This is a genomic window from Nostoc sp. (assembly GCF_036916975.1).
Classification (GTDB): domain Bacteria; phylum Cyanobacteriota; class Cyanobacteriia; order Cyanobacteriales; family Nostocaceae; genus Nostoc.
Genome location: NZ_JBALFF010000066.1, coordinates 26276 through 46543 on the forward strand (window position 1 = coordinate 26276; position 20268 = coordinate 46543).

Consider the following 20268-nt stretch of genomic DNA (forward strand, 5'->3'; position numbering starts at 1 on the left):
AAAGATAGTTATCAATAATGATTAATGGTTCTTGACTAATAACTTTTCCAGATAAAATTCCTATGATTTTTAATTCCCGTTCCTACAAAACCCTTGGTGGTGTAAGCGTTTATCGCTCCATCACAGAAGTTAAGATGGACACTGCTCTCGATGATATTCTATTCTACTTAAATTCTCAGCGTGGAGGTTTGTTAAGGAGCAGCTACGAATATCCAGGCAGATACAAAAGATGGGCGATCGGATTTGTCAATCCACCTTTGGAATTGACTACACAGGAAAATGCTTTTACTTTGATAGCGTTGAATGAACGCGGTCAGGTACTTTTACCGTTACTGTTAGAGTGCTTATCCAACTCAATACAACTTGAGAAAGTTAGCTTAGATAATAATAATGTTGTAGGCTTTGTTAAAGCTACAAAAAATCTATTTGCTGAAGAAGAACGCAGTAAACAACCTTCCGCTTTTACAGTTGTCCGCGAAATTTTACATACCTTTTCTAGTCAAGAAGACGAGCATTTAGGATTGTATGGTGCTTTTGGTTATGACTTAGTTTTTCAGTTTGAACCAATTACCCAACGCCTGGAACGTCCTAAAGATCAACGCGATTTAGTACTTTATTTACCTGATGACTTGATAGTTGTTGACTACTATCAGCAACGCGCATTTCGTCTACAATATGAATTTGAAACAGCGGATGGGAGTACTAATGGTTTGCCTCGAACAGGTGAATCGGTAGATTATCGAGGAAAACATCTTTTTCCCAATCAAACTGCTGACCATAAAGTAGGCGAGTATGCCAAAAAAGTTGAGGGTGCGCTCGATTATTTCCGCCGAGGTGATTTATTTGAAGTCGTTCCTAGTCAAAACTTTTTTGAAGGGTATGAAGATGAACCTAGTAAACTATTCAATACCTTAAAGGAAATAAATCCTAGTCCTTATGGGTTTATTTTTAATCTAGGTGGAGAATATCTAATTGGCGCATCTCCAGAAATGTTTGTGCGGGTTGAAGGTAGGCGGGTAGAAACTTGCCCTATTAGTGGTACTATTAGCCGAGGACAAGATGCTCTTGACGATGCCGTGCAAATTCGTCAGTTACTCAACTCCCAGAAAGATGAAGCTGAGTTGACGATGTGTACTGATGTCGATCGCAATGACAAATCCCGAATCTGCGAACCTGGTTCAGTACAAGTGATTGGTCGTCGGCAAATAGAATTATACAGCCACCTGATACATACAGTAGATCATGTTGAGGGGACACTGCGATCGCAATTTGATGCCTTAGATGCTTTTCTTTCGCATACATGGGCCGTTACAGTCACCGGCGCACCCAAAAAAGCAGCAATAGATTTTATTGAAAAGCACGAACGTAGCGCCCGACGTTGGTATGGTGGAGCAGTTGGCTATTTAAATTTTAATGGGAATTTAAATACTGGATTAATTCTACGGACAATCCGATTAAAAGACTGCATCGCCGAAGTGCGAGTTGGTGCTACTGTCCTTTATGACTCAATACCCGAAGCAGAAGAACAAGAAACAATTACCAAAGCTGCTGCTTTATTTGAGACAATTCGGCGTGTAAAGCAAACCACTCAGAAAATTGATCAATCCAGTTCCATAAAATCAACTAAAATCCTTCCAAGTGCAGTAGCTGGCAAACGCATCTTACTAATAGACTATGAAGACTCATTTGTTCATACCCTAGCCAATTACATTCGCCAAACTGGTGCAAGCGTTACAACACTCCGTCATGGTTTCTCAGAATCGCTATTCGATACAGAACGCCCTGACTTAGTTGTTTTATCTCCTGGCCCTGGTAGACCAAGTGATTTTCGGGTTCCCCAGACAGTTGGGGCGCTTCTTCATCGCCAAATTCCTATTTTCGGAGTTTGTCTAGGGCTGCAAGGCATCGTTGAAGCTTTTGATGGAGAATTGGGAGTCCTCGACTATCCCCAACATGGGAAATCTTCACGAATTTTCGTCACCGATCCTAATTCCGTGACCTTCAAAAATTTACCACAATCTTTTCCAGTCGGTAGATATCACTCATTATTTGCCCTACCGCAACGTTTGCCAAAAGAACTCAAAGTAACAGCGATTTCTGATGACGACGTAATTATGGGAATCGAACATCAGACACTTCCCATCGCCGCCGTTCAGTTTCATCCAGAATCAATCATGACTCTAGCGGGAGAAGTCGGTCTGGAAATCATTAAAAATGTGGTGCGTGCATATACGCAAACGAAAGAGTTAGGAGTTAGGAGTTAGGAGTTAAGAGTTAGGAGTTAGGAGTTTGGAGTTTGGAGTTTGGAGTTTGGAGTTTGGAGTTGAGAATATGGAATTTGGAGAACTGAAATTCTTAACTCAAAAACTCTAATAATTAATCAGGACTTACGCAAAATACCTCTCCAACTCTTATTTATCGGTGTTCTCTGTGCCTAATAAGGTTCGATTTTCCGTTACCTGTTTGTAAATACTATTAAGTAGGTAGATGTAATTAAACATATAATAAACCTCACCCTCAATCCCTCTCCTTATTAAGGAGAGGGAAGCCGGACTCCTAACTCCTAACTTCTAACTCTAAACTCCTAACTTCTAACTCTAAACTCCTAACTCCTAACTCCTAACTCCTAACTCTTAACCTCCCCCTAAAAAATTATGACTAACCAAGTTGCCCATAAGAAAAAACCTCACCCTTAATCCCTCTCCTTATTAAGGAGAGGGAAGCCGGACTCCTAACTTCTAACTCTAAACTCCCAACTCCTAACTCCTAACTCCTAACTCCTAACTCCTAACTCTTAACCTCCCCCTAAAAAATTATGACTAACCAAGTTGCCCCTCCCCGCCATATTCTTGAAGAAATTGTGTTGCATAAAAGGCAAGAAGTCGCACAGATGCAGCAAGAACTGCCTTTAACTTCCTTGCGAGAACAGTTAAATGCAGCCCCGACTGTGCGAAATTTCTTGACTGCTTTGCAAGAAAATCCTAACCAACCTAGCTTAATTGCCGAAGTAAAAAAGGCATCACCTAGCCGGGGGATTATCCGCGCAGATTTTGATGCCGTAGCTGTTGCTCAAGCTTATGAACGAGGTGGTGCAGCTTGTTTATCAGTCCTAACTGATCATAAGTTTTTTCAAGGCAGTTTTGATAATCTGCGAAGAGTGCGTAAGCAAGTTACATTACCCCTACTATGCAAGGAGTTTATCATTGACCACTATCAAATTTATTTAGCACGAACAGCAGGTGCAGATGCAGTCTTGTTAATTGCCGCTATTTTATCAGATGGAGAACTTCAAGATTTTTTGGGAGTAATTCACGATTTGGGCATGAATGCACTGGTAGAAGTTCATACCCTGGCTGAACTGGATCGAGTGCTAAAGCTTGACGACTTACGTTTAGTAGGAATCAACAATCGCAATTTAGAAGATTTTACCCTTGATATAGGCACAACACAGCAACTTTTAGCACAACGCCAACAACAATTACAAAGTTTGGATATCACCGTCGTCAGCGAATCTGGACTGTATACACCTGCTGATTTATCTTTTGTAGCTGAAGCTGGTGCGCGTGCGGTTTTAATTGGAGAGTCTTTAGTTAAACAAAACGATGTAGAACAAGCTGTGCGTACTATGTTAAGACTTTCTCCTCCCTAAACCTCCTTAAAAATTAAACCAAGTCTTTCTAAGGCGCTTGGGTGGATAGTTGGGAAAATAGGTTTCTTGCAGAATGCGGGTTAAGGGGACATTTAAGGGTAGAGAAAATAATTCTTCCCTTTTCCCTTCCTCCTTAACCTTTTCCTTATTCCCTAACGGAGATAAAAGACTCATTCACAAGTATCAAAGACTCCTGAACAAGTAAGTCGGCGCAAATAATCATCACTGGTTTGTAGTTGCGCTTTAGCGCTAAAGCGCAACTACGAGCCAAATACAGAGATTTTATTTTTCGTTACATAGTTTGGTTTTTTCTCGCCGACCTACTTATCAAAGACTCGTTCACGAGTATCAAAGACTCGACGACAAAAAATCTAGAGTCGGCATTGCTAAGTGTAAATTATTCCAGAACTATTAACCAATCATTAACTAATTTTCAGCATGACTTCTATCTCAGCTTCCTTTAAAACTTTACGCGATCGCCAACAGTGTGCTTTAATTCCCTTTATCACAGCAGGCGATCCTAACTTAGAAACCACTGCCGAGGCAATACGTGTCTTAGATCGTAATGGTGCAGACTTCATCGAGTTGGGTGTTCCCTACTCCGATCCTCTCGCAGATGGGCCTGTGATTCAAGCAGCAGCAACCCGCGCTTTGCAAAAAGGCACGAAATTAGAGCATGTGCTAGAGATGTTACAGGTGGTGAGTCCCAGCTTGAAAGCGCCGATAATTCTATTTACTTACTACAATCCGATTTTGTACCGAGGTATTAAGCCATTTTTAGGAAAAATTGCTGCTGCTGGCGTGAAAGGGTTGGTAGTACCAGACTTACCCTTAGAAGAAGCAGAAGAATTAATCCAGACTGCTGCATCTTTCGGAATTGAGGTAATTTTACTCGTAGCTCCTACCAGTTCTCAAGATAGAATTAAAGCGATCGCTTATAAATCTCAGGGTTTTATCTACCTAGTGAGTGTTACAGGCGTTACAGGTATCCGCGCTCAAATCCAAGACGGCGTAAAGTATTTATTAACAGATTTGCGAAGCGTCACCGATAAACCCATCGGCGTTGGTTTTGGCATCTCCGGCCCAGAACAAGCCCGTCAAGTAAAAGAATGGGGTGCAGACGCAGTAATTGTTGGTAGTGCCTTCGTTAAAAGATTAGCTGAAGGTAGCCCAACAGAAGGACTGCAAGCTGTAGAACAACTCTGCCAAGAACTTAAAACAGCCATTACAGAAAGCCGGCGCGAAAGTCCATCTCTTCAAGGAGTGGGGAATAGGGAGTAAGGAATTAATATCAATTAATTCTCTTTCTGCCTTCTTGCTCCCATTAAAAGACTTCCAACTTAAAATACATCGAAAAATTTCATCCAATAATCCCCTCTCTTCCTCCTTACTTTGCGCCCTCTGCGCCTCTGTGGTTCGTTTTCTTGGATAATTTATTTCTTGAAAACCCTTAAGATAATGAAACGCCTGCTAAAATCTGTCAAAATACTAATTTATAGCCTACTTCTAGTTAGCGCCTGTGCTATTACAGTCTTCGCCCACGATCGCATTGACCACGGACAATACAAATACCATTGGCATTATAATTTTCCCGGACAATACGCTCACTTATCTGTAAGAAAAAACGTAACTGACCTGACATCAGCAGAGAAAACAGCCTTTGTCAAGGCCATCAAAACCTTAAAAACTACAATTCCCGCAGGTAGCAAGCTCAGTATTTACGACCAATTCGTTGCCATACATATAGGGGCAACACGCTTGATTCATAACCATAAAGGACATTCCGATGGTTCCGTTCAAGAACTTGCTCATGAAAATGCCGCATTTTTCCCTTGGCATCGAGAATATATTCGCAGATTTGAACAAGCTCTGCAAGCAGTAAACCCAAATGTGACTCTGCCCTACTGGGATTGGACAGACGCCAAATCACTTGATGTGGTTTTTAACGATGACTTTCTTGGTACTAACGGTCAAGGAGTAACCATCAAAATTCCAAATCAGGGAAATTTTACAGGCGGCCCTGTGGCTGGGACTTTTTCTGCTGCAAATGGCTGGGTTATGAATCCAGCATTAAACATTGACCTAGATACCAACACATCATTAGGTACATCACTTGTCCGCTTTCTAAGGCTACCTCCTGCGACCGATTACCCAGTGCCTAAAAAAGATGTTGAGCAGGCTTTAGCTCTTAATAACTATTCTCTATTTCGCCCTGCTTTGGAAGGATTTATCTCTGTAGATGAGCAGGGTAAAGTTACCCCAGGAGGATTTATCCATAACTACATTCATGGTTTAGTTGGTGGGGTACAGATAGACGCAAGCACAAGACCTATAAAGTTTAAGGGCGTGGGTACTATGAGCAATATACCAAGTTCGCCTTATGACCCAGTGTTTTGGTTGCATCATGCCAACGTAGACCGCCTCTGGGCCCAATGGCAAGAAAACGGTCATCAAGGTAGCGATTTTTATCCTCCCGATGGTCATAGTCAGCCTTACGGACACAACCTTAAAGACCTAATGTGGCCTTGGGATGGCGGTATGTCTACCCCCAAAGCTACGGCGTTAGGAGATTTACTATCCCTATTACCAAAATTTGACTCTAAGGATTTGGTACGCCCTATAGACGTTTTGAATCACAGGGAACTCGGCTATATCTACGAAACCCGTGAAAAGGAAACGCGAAAAGAATTTTATCTGTGGAATAAGTTCTAAAAAGTTAGAACGAAAGTAAAAAATACTTGAACATAAAAGGATTTTCAACTGTGGTAAGCATCCAAGATATCAACGCTATAATTTCAACTACGCCTGTGTTACCTGACCTTTTAGGCAGGTTTGGGAAATTCGGCGGTAAGTACGTCCCCGAAACCTTAATGCCTGCATTAACTGAATTGGAAGCGGCATTTAATCAATATTGCAATGAGCCGAGTTTCCAAGCAGAACTGCAAAACTTGCTGCGCGATTATGTAGGACGACCCAGCCCATTATATTTTGCTGAACGCCTGACAACAAACTACGCCAGACCAGATGGCACAGGGGCGCAAATTTATTTAAAACGTGAGGATTTAAATCATACAGGCGCTCACAAAATTAATAATGCTTTGGCTCAAGTGTTACTCGCTAAACGCATGGGTAAGCAACGGGTGATTGCAGAGACAGGTGCAGGACAACACGGCGTAGCCACTGCAACTGTATGTGCTAGGTTTGGTTTGAAATGTGTAATTTACATGGGCGTTCAGGATATGGAACGCCAAGCCCTGAACGTGTTCCGCATGAAATTAATGGGGGCAGAAGTTCGTCCAGTTGAAGCAGGTACAGGAACTCTCAAAGATGCAACTTCCGAAGCAATTCGAGATTGGGTGACGAATGTAGAAACAACCCATTACATCCTGGGTTCTGTTGCTGGCCCTCATCCCTACCCAATGATTGTCCGTGACTTCCACGCGATAATCGGTGTAGAAACTCGCACTCAGTCTCAGCAGAAATGGGGAGGATTACCAGATATTCTACTGGCTTGCGTGGGTGGAGGTTCTAATGCGATCGGCTTGTTTCATGAGTTTGTCCATGAACCTTCGGTGCGCTTAATCGGAGTCGAAGCGGCGGGTGAAGGTGTAGATACAGAAAAACACGCTGCTACCTTGACAAAAGGCAAGATAGGTGTATTGCACGGTGCAATGAGCTATTTACTGCAAGATGATGATGGTCAAATAATCGAAGCCCATTCAATTAGTGCCGGATTAGATTATCCCGGCGTTGGGCCTGAGCATAGTTATTTAAAGGATCTTGGTCGCGCTGAATATTACAGTGTTACCGATAAACAGGCACTAGAAGCATTCCAAAGGCTTTCGCAATTGGAAGGGATTATTCCAGCCTTAGAAACTGCTCATGCGATCGCATATCTCGAAACCCTTTGTCCTCAATTACAAGGCAATCCCCGCATCGTCATCAACTGTTCCGGCAGAGGTGACAAAGACGTGCAAACCGTCGCCAAAGTCCTGATTCCTTAGTCCTAAATTGATTGACTATTTAGGAGACTAGTAAAATAAGATTGTTTTTTCTCAGCGCTCTCTGTGCCTCTGTGGTTTAAAAATCAATTACTTTTAAACCGCAGAGGCGCAGAGAACACAGAGTAAGGAGGAATTGATTGAGCAAAATTTTTACCTACCGGGCTACCTTTGACTCTTAACGAAATGATAGCTGTAACTCAAACTCCACCCGATAATATTTTTATCCCTTCTGAGTTTTACAACTGGCCAGGTTTATTGCAACAGTTGTTTGCTCGGCAATCTTTGACGGTTTCCCAAGCTGCGGATTTGATGCAGGGTTGGCTCACAGATGCCATTCCTGATGTCCTATCAGGAGCGATTTTAGCCGCAATCCAAGCTAAAGGCGTATCCGCCGAAGAATTAGTAGGGATGGCCAGTGTCTTACAATCCCAATCTCCAGTCCCCAGTACCCAATCCGCAGTCCCCCTAATTGACACCTGCGGAACTGGCGGAGATGGCGCTTCAACCTTTAATATTTCCACTGCTGTTGCTTTTGTAGCCGCCGCCGCTGGGGTTAAAGTTGCCAAACATGGCAATCGTTCCGCATCTAGCAAGACTGGTTCGGCTGATGTGTTGGAAGCTTTGGGTATAAATCTCAACGCTACTCCTGAGAAAGTGCAAGCCGCAGTGGGTGAGATTGGAATCACCTTTTTGTTTGCTCCCGGTTGGCATCCTGCACTTAAAGCGATCGCTACTTTGCGAAAAACTTTGAAGGTGCGGACTGTTTTTAATTTGCTGGGCCCGTTAGTAAATCCCATGCGGCCGACAGGGCAAATTATTGGTGTCAACGATCCGCTTTTACTAGAGGAAATTGTTCAAGCTTTATCCCAATTGGGATGTCAGCAAGCGATCGCACTCCACGGACGAGAACGTTTAGATGAAGCTGGTTTAGCAGATGTCACTGACTTAGCTGTACTTCAAAATAAAAAAGTCCGTTCTCTAACCCTCAATCCTCAAGAACTTGGTTTGAGTTTTGCACCGACTGCGGCCTTGTGCGGTGGAGATGTCCAAGAAAATGCCGAAATCTTGAAGGCAGTTTTGCAAGGTAAAGGCACTCAAGCGCAGCAAGATGTAGTCGCTTTAAATACAGCGATCGCACTCCAAGTTGGTGAAGCCATTCATGGCGAAACTGATGTTTTAGCCGGTTGTGTTAAAGGTATTGCCCTTGCTAAGGAAATTCTGCAAAGCGGCGCTGCTTGGACAAAACTAGAACAACTTGCTGAATTTTTGGGCTAACTGCTAAGAGGCATAGCCCTGGCGAATAGAATAGAGCCTCCGGCACGCCAAGGGCGAACGCGGCTACACAAGCCAAGTCCGCCTCCGCGGACTAAGAAAAATTGGGGGTTTGAAACCCACGGAGGTGGGTTTTGCTTGTGTAGCCGCGGTTTCTAACCGCCCTTTTAACTAAGAAAAATTGGTGGTTTGAAATCCACGGAGGTGGGTTTTGCTTGTGTAGCCGCGGTTTCTAACCGCCCTTTTAACTGTATTACACCCAAAAACTATACGGAAGGAAAAACAGATGATTATCATACTTAAGACCGGTACGCCTGTTGAAGAAATTACTCGCATCAGCCAAGAACTGAGTGAGACTTGGGGAGTCACGGTAGAAAAAAGCGTTGGCACTCATAAAATTGTCTTAGGGCTAATTGGTGATACCACCAGTATCGATAAATTACAGGTTCAAGAGTTCAGCCCTTGGATTGAGCAAGTATTACGGGTGCAACAACCTTTCAAGCGGGTAAGTCGAGAATTCCGACATGGAGAAGCCAGCGAGGTTGTTGTACCTACACCCAACGGTGATGTCTATTTCGGCGAACATCATCCAGTTGTAGTAGTAGCTGGACCTTGTTCTGTTGAAAATGAAGCGATGATTGTCGAAACGGCAAAGCGCGTCAAGGCAGCTGGAGCGCAGTTTCTGCGTGGCGGAGCTTACAAACCCCGCACCTCACCTTATGCCTTTCAAGGTTATGGTGAAAGCGCTTTAGATTTATTAGCAGCAGCACGCGAAGCTACTGGTTTGGGTATCGTCACAGAACTTATGGATGCTGCCGATTTATCAGCAGTGGCGAGAGTAGCTGACATAATCCAAATTGGAGCTAGGAATATGCACAACTTTTCGCTGCTCAAAAAGGTAGGCGCTCAAGATAAACCTGTGCTGCTGAAGCGGGGGATGTCTGCCACAATTGACGAGTGGCTGATGGCGGCAGAATATATTTTGGCATCTGGTAATCCCAATGTGATTCTTTGTGAGCGGGGAATCAGAACTTTTGATGGCAAATATGCCCGGAATACTTTAGATTTATCGGTGCTTCCGGTGTTGCGATCGCTCACCCATTTACCGATTATGATTGATCCCAGTCATGGTACTGGTAGGTCTGAATATGTTCCATCTATGGCAATGGCTGCCTTAGCAGCTGGTACCGATGCCTTAATGATTGAAGTCCATCCCAACCCCGCAAAAGCTTTATCCGATGGGCCTCAATCTCTCACCCCTGATAAATTTGACCGCTTAGTTCAAGAAATGTCAATTCTGGGCAAAGTAGTCGATCGCTGGCCCACACCTGCATTTGATAGAGTTGGTGAAAGCCGCATTTTCTCCACACCAGAACTATCAAAGTAGATAAAGCCTAATCTGATCCCAATTCACAAAAATCTTGATACATATAGATTTCTCGTAGGGGCTTGTCTTTGCTATGCCCATTGGTGTCAACTTTCCAGGTTTGACCCTCACCCCCAGCCCCTCTCCCAAAATTGGGAGAGGGGAGCAAATTCTTTAGTTCCCCGAATCCCAACTTGGGATTCGGGGTTAGGGGATGAGGGCAAAACCTCCTCTCAAAGCAGATTGTTTTGTGTGATTTAAAACCAAGCGGTAAGTATGTCGCTACAGACTTGCACAAAGCTGGTGGCATTCCGCAAGTCATGAAGATGTTACTTGTACATGACTTGTTACATGGTGATAGTCTCACCATTAGCGGGCAAACCATTGCAGAGATATTAGCAGATATACCAGAAGAACCATCCGCCAACCAAGATGTGATTCGGACTTGGAATAACCCGATGTATGCTCAAGGACACTTAGCCATCCTCAGAGGTAATCTGGCAACGGAAGGGGCTGTCGCTAAAATTACTGGCGTGAAAAAGCCAGTAATTACTGGGCCTGCAAGGGTATTTGAATCGGAAGAAGCTTCTTTAGATGCAATTTTGGCGGGTAAAATTCAAGCTGGTGATATTTTGGTTATCCGCTACGAAAGGCCCAAGGGTGGCCCTGGAATGCGAGAAATGTTGGCTCCCACTTCGGCAATTATCGGGGCTGGTTTGGGTGATGCGGTGGGATTAATTACCGACGGGCGCTTTTCTGGTGGTACTTACGGTATGGTGGTTGGTCATGTTGCACCAGAAGCAGCAGTGGGTGGTGCGATCGCGCTTGTAGAAGAAGGCGATAGTATTACTATTGATGCACCTGCACGACTCTTGCAGTTGAATATATCTGAAGAAGAATTAGCTCATCGTCGTGCTAATTGGCAACCTCCTGCACCACGTTACACTAAAGGCGTGTTGGCGAAATATGCCTTTTTAGTATCTTCTAGCAGTATTGGTGCTGTGACCGATTTAGACTTGTTCAATAACTAGTTATTAAGCATATAGAGACCGAAAAAACTAAGAATAGATTAACAACAAGGACTGTTGAAGTTTTTGATGATTTGAATGGAATTGACCTATCCTGGGCGGGAATTAAGTCCTTAATTCGAGTTAAAAAAACTGGAACACGAGGAGATAAACCATATCATGAGGTTGTCTGTTACATTAATAGCCTCATTCATCCGGCACGAGAATTTGCTTGTGGTATTCGCGGACATTGGAGTATCGAAAATCGCCTCCATTGGATTAAAGACGTAGTATTGAAATTCGGTGTTAAAGGTGACAAGCTGTTTGTTGGATTGGTAAGAGAAAAATTTTGCGACCTGTGAGGAACGGCGATCGCTGGAAACAATTCTCGCACAGGAACAAGATTTCTTCTTTTTAGCCATTCGCACTTGTCCACCTGAATTTGAATAGCTCAACCGCCTTATGATGCAAGCAGCTAATCCACTTTCCTTAAATCAGGGCTTAACTGGTGGATATTGAATGGTAAGATTTGGAGAAGTTTGACAGACGGAGTTGATGTCGCAGAAGAAACAAATGACCTTTAGGATTTTATGATAACTAAACACCACTTGCAAGACGTTAGTTTGCACTTTTGCGTCAGTTCTATTGCCGCGGCGCTGTTGAGCGTTGGCACGCTGATTGGCGCACCAGCAGCCGACGCTGGGACTTTCAAATTAGTTTACAATGGTTCATTTAGCAGTGCTGACGCACTGAATCTCCAGGGTTCGCCGACCGAGTATTTCCCCGACTCGACTCCGTTCACCGCCACCGCCGTTTTCGATGACGCTAGCGCGAATCTGGCCGCTCCGATTGGGGTTCCTGGGTTTGTCGCCTATTCACCGCTCTCGGCAACTCTGACGGTGGGCGGACGCACCTACAATGTAGCTACTTCTGCTCAAGATCCGGTTCGTGGAGTGACGGTAGCGGTTTTTGACGACACCACGCCTTTCGGACTGAAACATTACGCTATTGGGTTGCTGCAAAACCCAATAGCGGATGGTGCTGGGTTTATCGGAGACTGGCTGGGAGCCTCGCCGCCTTTTAGCACTGCACACCTGGCGACAACGGTCTTCACGAACTACGAAGGCGTCGGCTATGGGTCTGGGCCAAATATCGGCAGTAGTCCCACCGTAGTTCCGATTCGCCTAAGCGATGCTACAAGCAACTTCTATTTCCTCACACTTGGCAACTATGACCAACAGTTGGCTCTCGGTGCGCCGTTGAACACAGTCCAACTCGAAGCAGTGCCGGAGCCGGACAGCAGCATAGCAATGCTGGTGGGACTTGGCTTGATTGGTATCAGCCAGATGTTTCGCCGCCGTCATACAGCAGTTTTGTATCGGCTAAACAATCTGGGGTAGGGAGTAATTCTATCTTTAACGACTAACCCCGGAGATTTTGAGCAGTATTATGATAATGATATCAAGGGTAAGAACGCACTTGCAAACATCGCCGCTTGAGTGCGATCGCGGACATTCAGCTGACTCAGAATGCGGGTGATGTGGTTTTTCACCGTTCGTTCTGAAATGTAGAGGGCTTCTGCAATTTCACGATTGCTGGCACCGGCAATAATCAATCTCAACACCTCTCGTTCTCGTAAAGTCAGTCCTGCAAGTTCGGCGGGGAGTTGGATTGGTGGAGATTCAGGAAACACTGGCGCGATCGCTGAACTCTCACCTGAATGGCACTAAGTTAAGCCGTATAGTAGGCAGGGTAAGGATTGCAGACGGGAAAGAACTTGTACAACAACTCTCCCCTGCTCCCCTGCCCCAAGGCTACCTATTTTTTTTTCAGTTCGTGTATACTTCTCATAACCTTTGTTACTAAATTTCTGGGTGTAAATCTGACGCTTTCAGTCAATAACTTATTTCTCATCCCAGGAACGATAACAGTTTTATTTTTCATTAAGCCCCGATAACCAATCTTAGCAATGGTTTCTGTAGCCATCATTCTGTTAACGCTAGCAATCTTTGAATCTTCCATTGCAGCAGGTTGTTGAAATTCTGATGCTGTTGGCCCAGGACAAAGAACAGTCACGCTAACACCTGTGCCTTCTAATTCATTAGCGATCGCTTCTGAAAATGATAAAACATAAGCTTTAGTAGCAAAATAGACTGCCATTAGAGGCCCTGGTTGAAAAGCAGCAAATGAGGCTATATTTAATATTTTTCCATAGTTCTGCTCTACCATATCCTTGAGGAATAACTTAGTTAAATGAGTCAGACTGACTATATTTACCTGGAGCATTTTCAGTTGAATGGTGATGTCTGTTTCGTTAAATGCTCCATAAGTATCAAAGTCAGCATTGTTAATCAGCACATCAATTTTTATGGATGCTTGCTGTAGTTCTGTGAAAATTTCTTCTGGAGATGTTGGGATAGATAAATCCTGAGCAAAAATTTTTACAAAAATGCCAAACTTTTGCGGAAATTCATCTAAAATTTCAGTAAGTTTTTGTTCATTCTTATCCACTAACACAAGATTATAACTATGACGAGCAAAAATCTGGGTTAATTGATAGCCTATTCCACTAGCTGCTCCTGTAATTAGAGCAGTTTTTTTTTGCCGACTTTCAGATATTTTATTCATGCTAAAAAATGGCAGCCGTGAGTTAAGTAATTTAATTTTTATAAAAATAACTACAGTAATATATAATATTTACTGTAGCTATTTTTATGCAAAAAAATGATGCTATCCACCTGAAACCAGTATGCTTAAATCAAGGATATTAGGCGCAAATATAAAAATCTGTATCTATATAAACAAGAGCAAGAATATTTAATATCGTCATCAATGCCAGAGCATAATTTTGTTAGTATAACTGATGTGCAAGCAGCACAAGAGCGAATTTTAGGGATTGCCCACCGCACACCTGTACTGACTTCTAGAATCGTTAACGATCGCACCAATAGTCAAGTGTTTTTTAAATGCGAAAACTTTCAACGCACAGGGTCATTTAAATTTAGAGGTGCTTACAATGCCCTAGCCCAACTATCAGCAGCACAAAAACAAACAGGCGTTATCACGTATTCATCGGGAAATCATGCCCAAGCGATCGCTTTAGCTGGACAACTCTTAAATATTCCCACCACTATTGTCATGCCTGATGATGCACCCGTTGTCAAACAAACTGCTACTCGGAGTTATGGTGCAGAGATAATTTTATACAATCGCCAAGAAACAAACCGGGAAGAATTAGCCCAAAATTTAGCAAGCGAACGCAATCTGACTCTGATTCCCCCTTACGATCATCCCCATGTAATCGCCGGACAGGGAACAACTGCTTTAGAACTAATTCAAGAAGTTGGTGAATTGGACTTATTATTAGTTTGTTGTGGCGGTGGCGGATTACTTTCTGGGTGTGCGATCGCAGCCAAAGCACTTTTACCCAATTGTAAAGTAATCGGGGTAGAGCCAGCACTTGCTGACGATGCTACCCGCTCTTTTCACACCAAAACGCTGCAAACTGTCAAAAACCCTGATACCATCGCCGATGGGGCGCGGACTCCTAGCCTTGGTCAAATTACTTTCCCCTTAGTGCTGCATTACGTCGATGATATGGTGACGGTATCTGAAGAAGCGATTCTTCGCACCATGTTTTTTTTGTGGGAACGTCTGAAAATTGTCGTTGAACCTACCGGAGTCCTCGCCGCCGCCGCCTTACTCGAAGGTGTGGTGACAGCACCAGAGGCGAGGATTGGTGCGATCGTTAGCGGTGGAAATGTAGACTTGGCGCAAGTTGGTAAATTGTTTTCTATGGAATTGTAATTAAGGGACTGACAAGAAATAAATTATTCAAATAAACGAACCACAAGAGACACAGAGAAAAGTTGCGTTGGCACTCAATTCCATCACCCACTGCATGAACGACTCACAGTCATTGCCGCTATCAACAAGTGAGGGTTTTAAAACGAGATAAGGGCTTTTGTAAAGAATATTTACATATTATTTACATGTGTTAATATTATCTTTCTGGTTTAAGTACGGATATTGAGTATGGTTTCCATAAAGAGTGTTCTCCAAAATTCAGAGCAAGCCACTCGGTTGTTTTCTCATCTCGAATTTGATGGAAAAAAACTCAATCATCAACCAGGTAGTGTATTGGGGAGTACTGCATTAATTGCGGGAACCACCATTGGGGCTGGGATTCTCGCATTACCAGCCGTTACTCTGCCGTCTGGGATTGTGCCATCCACATCTGGGCTGATTGCTGTTTGGCTCTACGCTTTAGTTTCAGGGTTACTGGTTGCAGAGGTTACCTTAAACACGATACGAACAGAAGGGCATCCGAATATAGGTTTTTTGGGAGTTGTTGAGAAGATTCTTGGTAAGGTGGGAGGGCGACTTGCAGGTGCGGCATATTTATTCATGCACTATGCTCTCTTGGTGGCATACATCACCGAAGGCGGAGAGATTTTAGGATGTGCGGCGGCAAAAATCTGGAGTGTGCAGATATTGCCTACGTGGGTAGGTACAACGACTTTCACGCTCTTATTTGGTGGGATTATGTATCTTGGGCGAGAAAAGTTTATTGAGAAATTAAACAGCGCCTTTGTCGGAATTGTCATTATTTCCTTTTTGGGACTATTGTTTTTAGCAGGAGGACAGATTCAGAGTACCCAACTGTTATTTCAGAACTGGAATGCCCTTGGTAGTGCCATTTCAGTGATGTCTGTGGCGCTGTTTTTCCAAAACGTTGTGCCGTTGGTTGTGACGCAACTCGAAGGAGATGCTTGCAAAATTCGTCAGTCTATCTTTATTGGTTCTGTGATTCCTCTAATTATGTTCTTGGCGTGGAATGCCGTAATTTTAGGAAGTGTCAGTCCCGATATGCTACATGGCACATTTAACGGTAAAACTGTTTTTGACCCATTGCAAATTCTCCGCGCAGGTGGTGCGGGGGAATGGTTAGGAGTGCTAGTATCCATTTTTTCAGAGTTTGCGATCGTTACATCATTCATTGGATTTGTGTACGGATTGCTAGATTTATTAAAAGATATTTTCCTAATTGCACAGGGCAAACTTTCTAGTCGGTTCCCCCTCTATTCGCTAGTTCTTTTCCCTCCAATGACTCTCGGAATGCTCAATCCCAGCATCTTTTTTACAGCCCTAGATTACACTGGAACATTTAGTATTTCAGTTTTAGGCGGAATTATTCCGGCATTAATGAGTTGGAAACAACGTCAAAAACAAGAAAACTCAGATAACATAAATCAACCACTCGTTCCTGGTGGAAAGGTGACACTCATTGTCATGGTTGGAACGGCATTAGCCATGATAGGAAGACAAATTTTGTCAATTTACACAAAGTAAAACCATCAATTAAACTTTTGTGTAATATTGTAAACAATACAGTTGTAGTATTAAAATTTCAATCGCAATCAAATGAGTGATTCTCGCCTTGTAAAAATCAGCAAATATCTCAGCAAATATCTGAGACACACACCGGATGCAATTGGAATTAAACTTGCTCCCAGTGGTTGGGTTGCTATTGATGAACTACTTACTGCTTGTGCGAAAAACAAGTTTCCGATTACCCGTCAAGAATTAGATGTGGTAGTTGAATCCAACGATAAACAACGCTTTTCTTTTGATTCCACAGGTACTCTGATTCGTGCGAACCAAGGACATAGTATAAAAGTCGATTTACAATTAGAAGCTGTTGTTCCCCCAGATGAGCTTTATCATGGCACGGGGCGTAAATCTGTAGAGTCAATTCTGCAAACAGGACTTTGCAAAATGTCACGACATCATGTCCATTTATCAAAGGATATTGCAACAGCACAAACTGTTGGTGCAAGACATGGGAAAGCAGTAGTTTTTGCTGTACATACTGGGGCAATGTATCAGGCGGGTTACATTTTCTATTGTTCTGCTAATGGTGTTTGGTTAGTGGATTGTGTGCCACCTGAGTATCTACAAAAAATTTAATTAAGTAGGTAGGCAAGATAAAACCAAACTATATAACGAAAAGTAAAATCTCTGTATTTGGCTCGTAGTTGCGCTTTAGTGCTAGAGCGCAACTACGAGCCAGTAGATATCTCAAATGCTCAATCCAAAGTTGGAAGATAAAAGAAGGTGTGGAAAAGCGATGATGTAACCGTCCCCAGAAGCGATCGCTCTTTTAAAACTTAATAAAATAAGTATTGGTTGGTAAGCTTTGGGCGGTTCCAGAATTTGTAGACAAATCATTAACATTGCCTGTTTTGATCACTGCAAACTTATTATTAAATAGCAATACTTCACCATTTCCAGGTGTTACCCAAGCTTTGCGAGTCTTGAGATTATTCGGAATAATTAAAAAACTTGCATCGCCACGGTAAGGTGGAATCAGTTTACCTAAAAATGTTTGGCTATCTCTATTGGGAATTGCGTAAGCAGCACTAGATCCAACAAAAATATCAGTGCCATCTGAGTAAATAGTTTTAGGGAAATTGCTATTGCCGTCTCCCAATCCTCCTGTTGAAGGAAGTCTTGTAAGACTTAGTTGCCCACGTTCAACAGTGAATGAGGTTAAATCAACAACTCCTGTGTAAACTTTTGTCTCATCACGAGTTTGGGCGGCATTAGTATATTTATCTGTAGTGATCAAAGTTTGTGTTAAGAGGTCTTTACCATTCCACCTATAAATTGAATTACCCCCATAGACTGAACCAAGTACGTAAAGTTTATCCCCCGAAATGTATAATTTATTGAGTCGGGTATCTGCCATGTTGTCAACAAGACTGGCAGGATTGTAACCCCAAAGCTTACCTTGGTTATTTCCTAGCAAATTTGGCAAGCCAAATATACTTGTGCCATTAAAACCCATTCGGTAAAGAAAAGCAATTTGGACTGGAATGCCTGATCGCTTTTGTTGCTGAAAACCACTGAGGTAGAGATACTTATTTTTGTACTCAAAATCCATTACCTCAGTTACTTCAAAGGTACGTTTAGCTTTGAAGTTGAGACTGGTATCATATATTGATAGAGTATTTACAGAGGAGTGAATAATCAAGCCATCTAAAAACTTAACTTTTGTTTTTGATGATGCAGGACTATCAACTATTTTTTGGGTAGTTCCATCAGTTTTTATTTTTACTAATCCTGTTGGAACAGCGAGAATATAAGTCTTGCCGTCAATAGCTGCACAGTCACGAGCATCCTGATAAGAGTTTGGAATTAGTTTTTTCCTCCCATCAGCTTCTACTTCCCATACACCCTCAGTATTAATGACCGCAACTTTGCTGCCGTTTACACAAGCTGCTACTGGAGAAGCAATATTAAGATATGTGGCCACTGCGGGGCTAGAATAACTGATCATTGTTATCCCTCAATATTCTTATTGTTTTTTGATTTAACCTGACATCACTATAGGCCACGCGATAAAAAACGCACACAATCAGTAGATCACAAAATTTTTCTAGGAGTGCGATCGCCCTGAGAAGCCTACACTGTATTGTACTCGGTCAGTGTAGGATTATGTCACTGTCATTAAGTTAAGCCTTACTTACTTTAAGCTTGCAACAATTCGTGCTAATACATTTTGTAGTTACTTATATTAATTTAAGCTTAAGCCTAGAAAGCTCAAGCTTCACACCCTTGATGACATTAATTTGGCATAGGGACAAATAAAAATTAACTGAACGGTTTCCAACCTGCAAGTAAATTTGGGTAAGGTGTTGGTGTGGGGAAAATTTTCAAGAAGGCAGTTTGACGCTCTTGAGGCTTTTCTTTGCTCATGTTCCAAAGGGTTTCATAGAAAAAGAAAGAGACTCCAGCAAAATTGCGATCGCGTACTTTTTGCACTTGTGTCTGAATCTGCTGCATCGGTATAGATCGGTTTTTCAACCCAGCCAAAATGCCCACACTCACTGGAATATGGCTCTTAGCCGCTTTCACTTCTGGATACTCTAATTCGCTGATAAAAACATTCAAGTCATCACGATATATCTGCAAAACTAAGTCTTCGATGATTCCTAGCCGTTCCCATTTCTGCCAGTCTGCTAAAGAGAAATCGTAGGAAAAACGTTGAGGATTAGGAGCAACGGAAACGAGGCAATTTTTTTTAGTAGCTTTAATGGCTGTAAATACCCGCTTCATAAACTCGGTGATTTTATTAGCTCTCCAGCTTACCCATTCTGCATCTTGAGAGTTTTTCGAGGGAGCTTTACCACTGTGTTCTTTTTTGTAAAGTGCCACTGTATAGGCATCGTACCCTAATTCTGATGGTAAGCCAAAATGGTCATCAAATTGAATACCATCAATATTGTAGTTTCTAACAATTTCAACGATTAAATCTTGAATAAACTGTTGTACTTCTGGGCGAAAGGGATTTAGCCAAACGCGATTATGTATCCCTTCTTTGAGAATCCGAGTTCCGTCGCTGCGACTAGTGAGCCATTGGGGACGATTTTTAGCTAATAGAGAATCTGCTGGTAGCATGAAGCCAAATTCAAACCAGGGAATCACTGTTAAGCCTTTTTGATGTCCCACATCAATAATTTCTTTGAGGATATCTCGCCCTTTGAGTCCGGGTGTGGGATCGAGCGATCGCCCGATAACTTTGGCTGCAACAATGCTTGGATACAATGTATATCCCCAATTCCAAACCGCCGGATATATGGTGTTAAAATTGAGTTGATCGAGGCGTTGCAAAGATCCCTTGAGGCGATCGCGCTCAAATAACACATCACTATCAATATTTGTTAACCACACCCCTCTTAACTCAGATGCTGGCCTTCGCGGCAGATTAATTTGAGCCTTCAAAGGGAACGATAGGATCACCGGAGCAACTACACTCAAGGTAGCTAGAACCGCAAACAAAAGAGACTTTTTGCTTTGACGAATATTCAACCAAGAATGAAACTCAACACACCACTTTACAAACCTTTTTATCATTTAGTTACAGACACGATCAAATTAAGTCGGTAGGCGTAAATAATTATCGTT

The 20268-nt window shown here is 42.8% G+C and carries 15 protein-coding genes and 2 pseudogenes; 13 read left to right on the forward strand and 4 right to left on the reverse strand.

The features are described from left to right. The first annotated feature begins 62 nt into the window (after positions 1-62). The 10 genes and pseudogenes from V7K73_RS15845 (at position 63) to V7K73_RS15890 (ending at position 12698) form a co-directional block, all read left to right on the forward strand. The gene (locus V7K73_RS15845) at positions 63-2264 is read left to right on the forward strand and encodes an anthranilate synthase (protein ID WP_334881542.1); all 2202 of its coding nucleotides are present in this window, start codon (positions 63-65) and stop codon (positions 2262-2264) included. A gap of 551 nt (positions 2265-2815) precedes the next feature. Beyond that, positions 2816-3649, forward strand: a complete 834-nt coding sequence (trpC, locus tag V7K73_RS15850; RefSeq protein WP_334881544.1) for an indole-3-glycerol phosphate synthase TrpC — start codon at positions 2816-2818, stop codon at positions 3647-3649. 438 nt (positions 3650-4087) lie between these two features. After that, a complete protein-coding gene (trpA, locus tag V7K73_RS15855; protein ID WP_334881546.1) occupies positions 4088-4930 on the forward strand; it encodes a tryptophan synthase subunit alpha in 843 nt (280 codons plus the stop codon). A gap of 177 nt (positions 4931-5107) precedes the next feature. Then, complete coding sequence (locus tag V7K73_RS15860) at positions 5108-6361, forward strand: tyrosinase family protein (RefSeq protein WP_334881548.1); 1254 nt, start codon at positions 5108-5110, stop codon at positions 6359-6361. A gap of 59 nt (positions 6362-6420) precedes the next feature. After that, the gene (gene trpB, locus V7K73_RS15865; protein WP_334881643.1) at positions 6421-7653 is read left to right on the forward strand and encodes a tryptophan synthase subunit beta; all 1233 of its coding nucleotides are present in this window, start codon (positions 6421-6423) and stop codon (positions 7651-7653) included. A gap of 183 nt (positions 7654-7836) precedes the next feature. Further along, entirely contained in the window at positions 7837-8928 is a 1092-nt protein-coding gene (gene trpD / locus V7K73_RS15870; RefSeq protein ID WP_334881550.1) for an anthranilate phosphoribosyltransferase, read from the forward strand. Positions 8929-9211: 283 nt separating this feature from the next. Then, complete coding sequence (gene aroF, locus V7K73_RS15875; protein WP_334881552.1) at positions 9212-10312, forward strand: 3-deoxy-7-phosphoheptulonate synthase; 1101 nt, start codon at positions 9212-9214, stop codon at positions 10310-10312. Between the two features lie 224 nt (positions 10313-10536). Further along, positions 10537-11322 (forward strand): annotated as a pseudogene (locus V7K73_RS15880) (dihydroxy-acid dehydratase domain-containing protein); the annotation flags it as partial. A gap of 71 nt (positions 11323-11393) precedes the next feature. Next, entirely contained in the window at positions 11394-11660 is a 267-nt protein-coding gene (locus V7K73_RS15885; protein WP_334881554.1) for a hypothetical protein, read from the forward strand. Positions 11661-12197: 537 nt separating this feature from the next. Continuing rightward, positions 12198-12698 carry a PEP-CTERM sorting domain-containing protein gene (locus V7K73_RS15890; protein ID WP_334881556.1) on the forward strand — a complete coding sequence of 167 codons (501 nt, stop codon included), beginning with the start codon at positions 12198-12200 and terminating at the stop codon, positions 12696-12698. A 47-nt stretch (positions 12699-12745) separates the two neighbouring features. On the opposite strand, the pseudogene V7K73_RS15895 reads toward V7K73_RS15890, so the two are convergent. Both V7K73_RS15895 and V7K73_RS15900 read right to left on the reverse strand, forming a co-directional pair. Beyond that, positions 12746-12982, reverse strand: a pseudogene (locus V7K73_RS15895) (helix-turn-helix domain-containing protein); the annotation flags it as partial. Between the two features lie 134 nt (positions 12983-13116). Further along, on the reverse strand, positions 13117-13926 hold the full coding sequence (locus V7K73_RS15900; RefSeq protein WP_334881559.1) for an SDR family NAD(P)-dependent oxidoreductase: 810 nt from the start codon (positions 13924-13926) through the stop codon (positions 13117-13119). 204 nt (positions 13927-14130) lie between these two features. Here V7K73_RS15900 and V7K73_RS15905 point away from each other — a divergent pair, with 204 nt between their 5' ends. The 3 genes from V7K73_RS15905 to V7K73_RS15915 all read left to right on the forward strand — a co-directional run bounded on the left by V7K73_RS15905 (position 14131) and on the right by V7K73_RS15915 (position 17268). Further along, the gene (locus V7K73_RS15905; protein WP_334881561.1) at positions 14131-15105 is read left to right on the forward strand and encodes a threo-3-hydroxy-L-aspartate ammonia-lyase; all 975 of its coding nucleotides are present in this window, start codon (positions 14131-14133) and stop codon (positions 15103-15105) included. Positions 15106-15333: 228 nt separating this feature from the next. Then, a complete protein-coding gene (locus tag V7K73_RS15910) occupies positions 15334-16650 on the forward strand; it encodes an amino acid permease (protein ID WP_334881563.1) in 1317 nt (438 codons plus the stop codon). A 72-nt stretch (positions 16651-16722) separates the two neighbouring features. Further along, positions 16723-17268, forward strand: coding sequence for an RNA 2'-phosphotransferase (locus tag V7K73_RS15915; protein WP_334881565.1), 546 nt, complete (start codon positions 16723-16725; stop codon positions 17266-17268). A gap of 193 nt (positions 17269-17461) precedes the next feature. On the opposite strand, the gene V7K73_RS15920 is transcribed toward V7K73_RS15915, so the two are convergent. Together V7K73_RS15920 and V7K73_RS15925 are read right to left on the reverse strand one after the other, a co-directional pair. Then, positions 17462-18640: a hypothetical protein gene (locus V7K73_RS15920; protein ID WP_334881567.1), complete on the reverse strand. Its 1179-nt coding sequence runs from the start codon at positions 18638-18640 to the stop codon at positions 17462-17464. Between the two features lie 314 nt (positions 18641-18954). Next, positions 18955-20217, reverse strand: a complete 1263-nt coding sequence (locus tag V7K73_RS15925; protein WP_334881569.1) for a glycoside hydrolase family 10 protein — start codon at positions 20215-20217, stop codon at positions 18955-18957. Between the last annotated feature and the right edge of the window lie 51 nt (positions 20218-20268).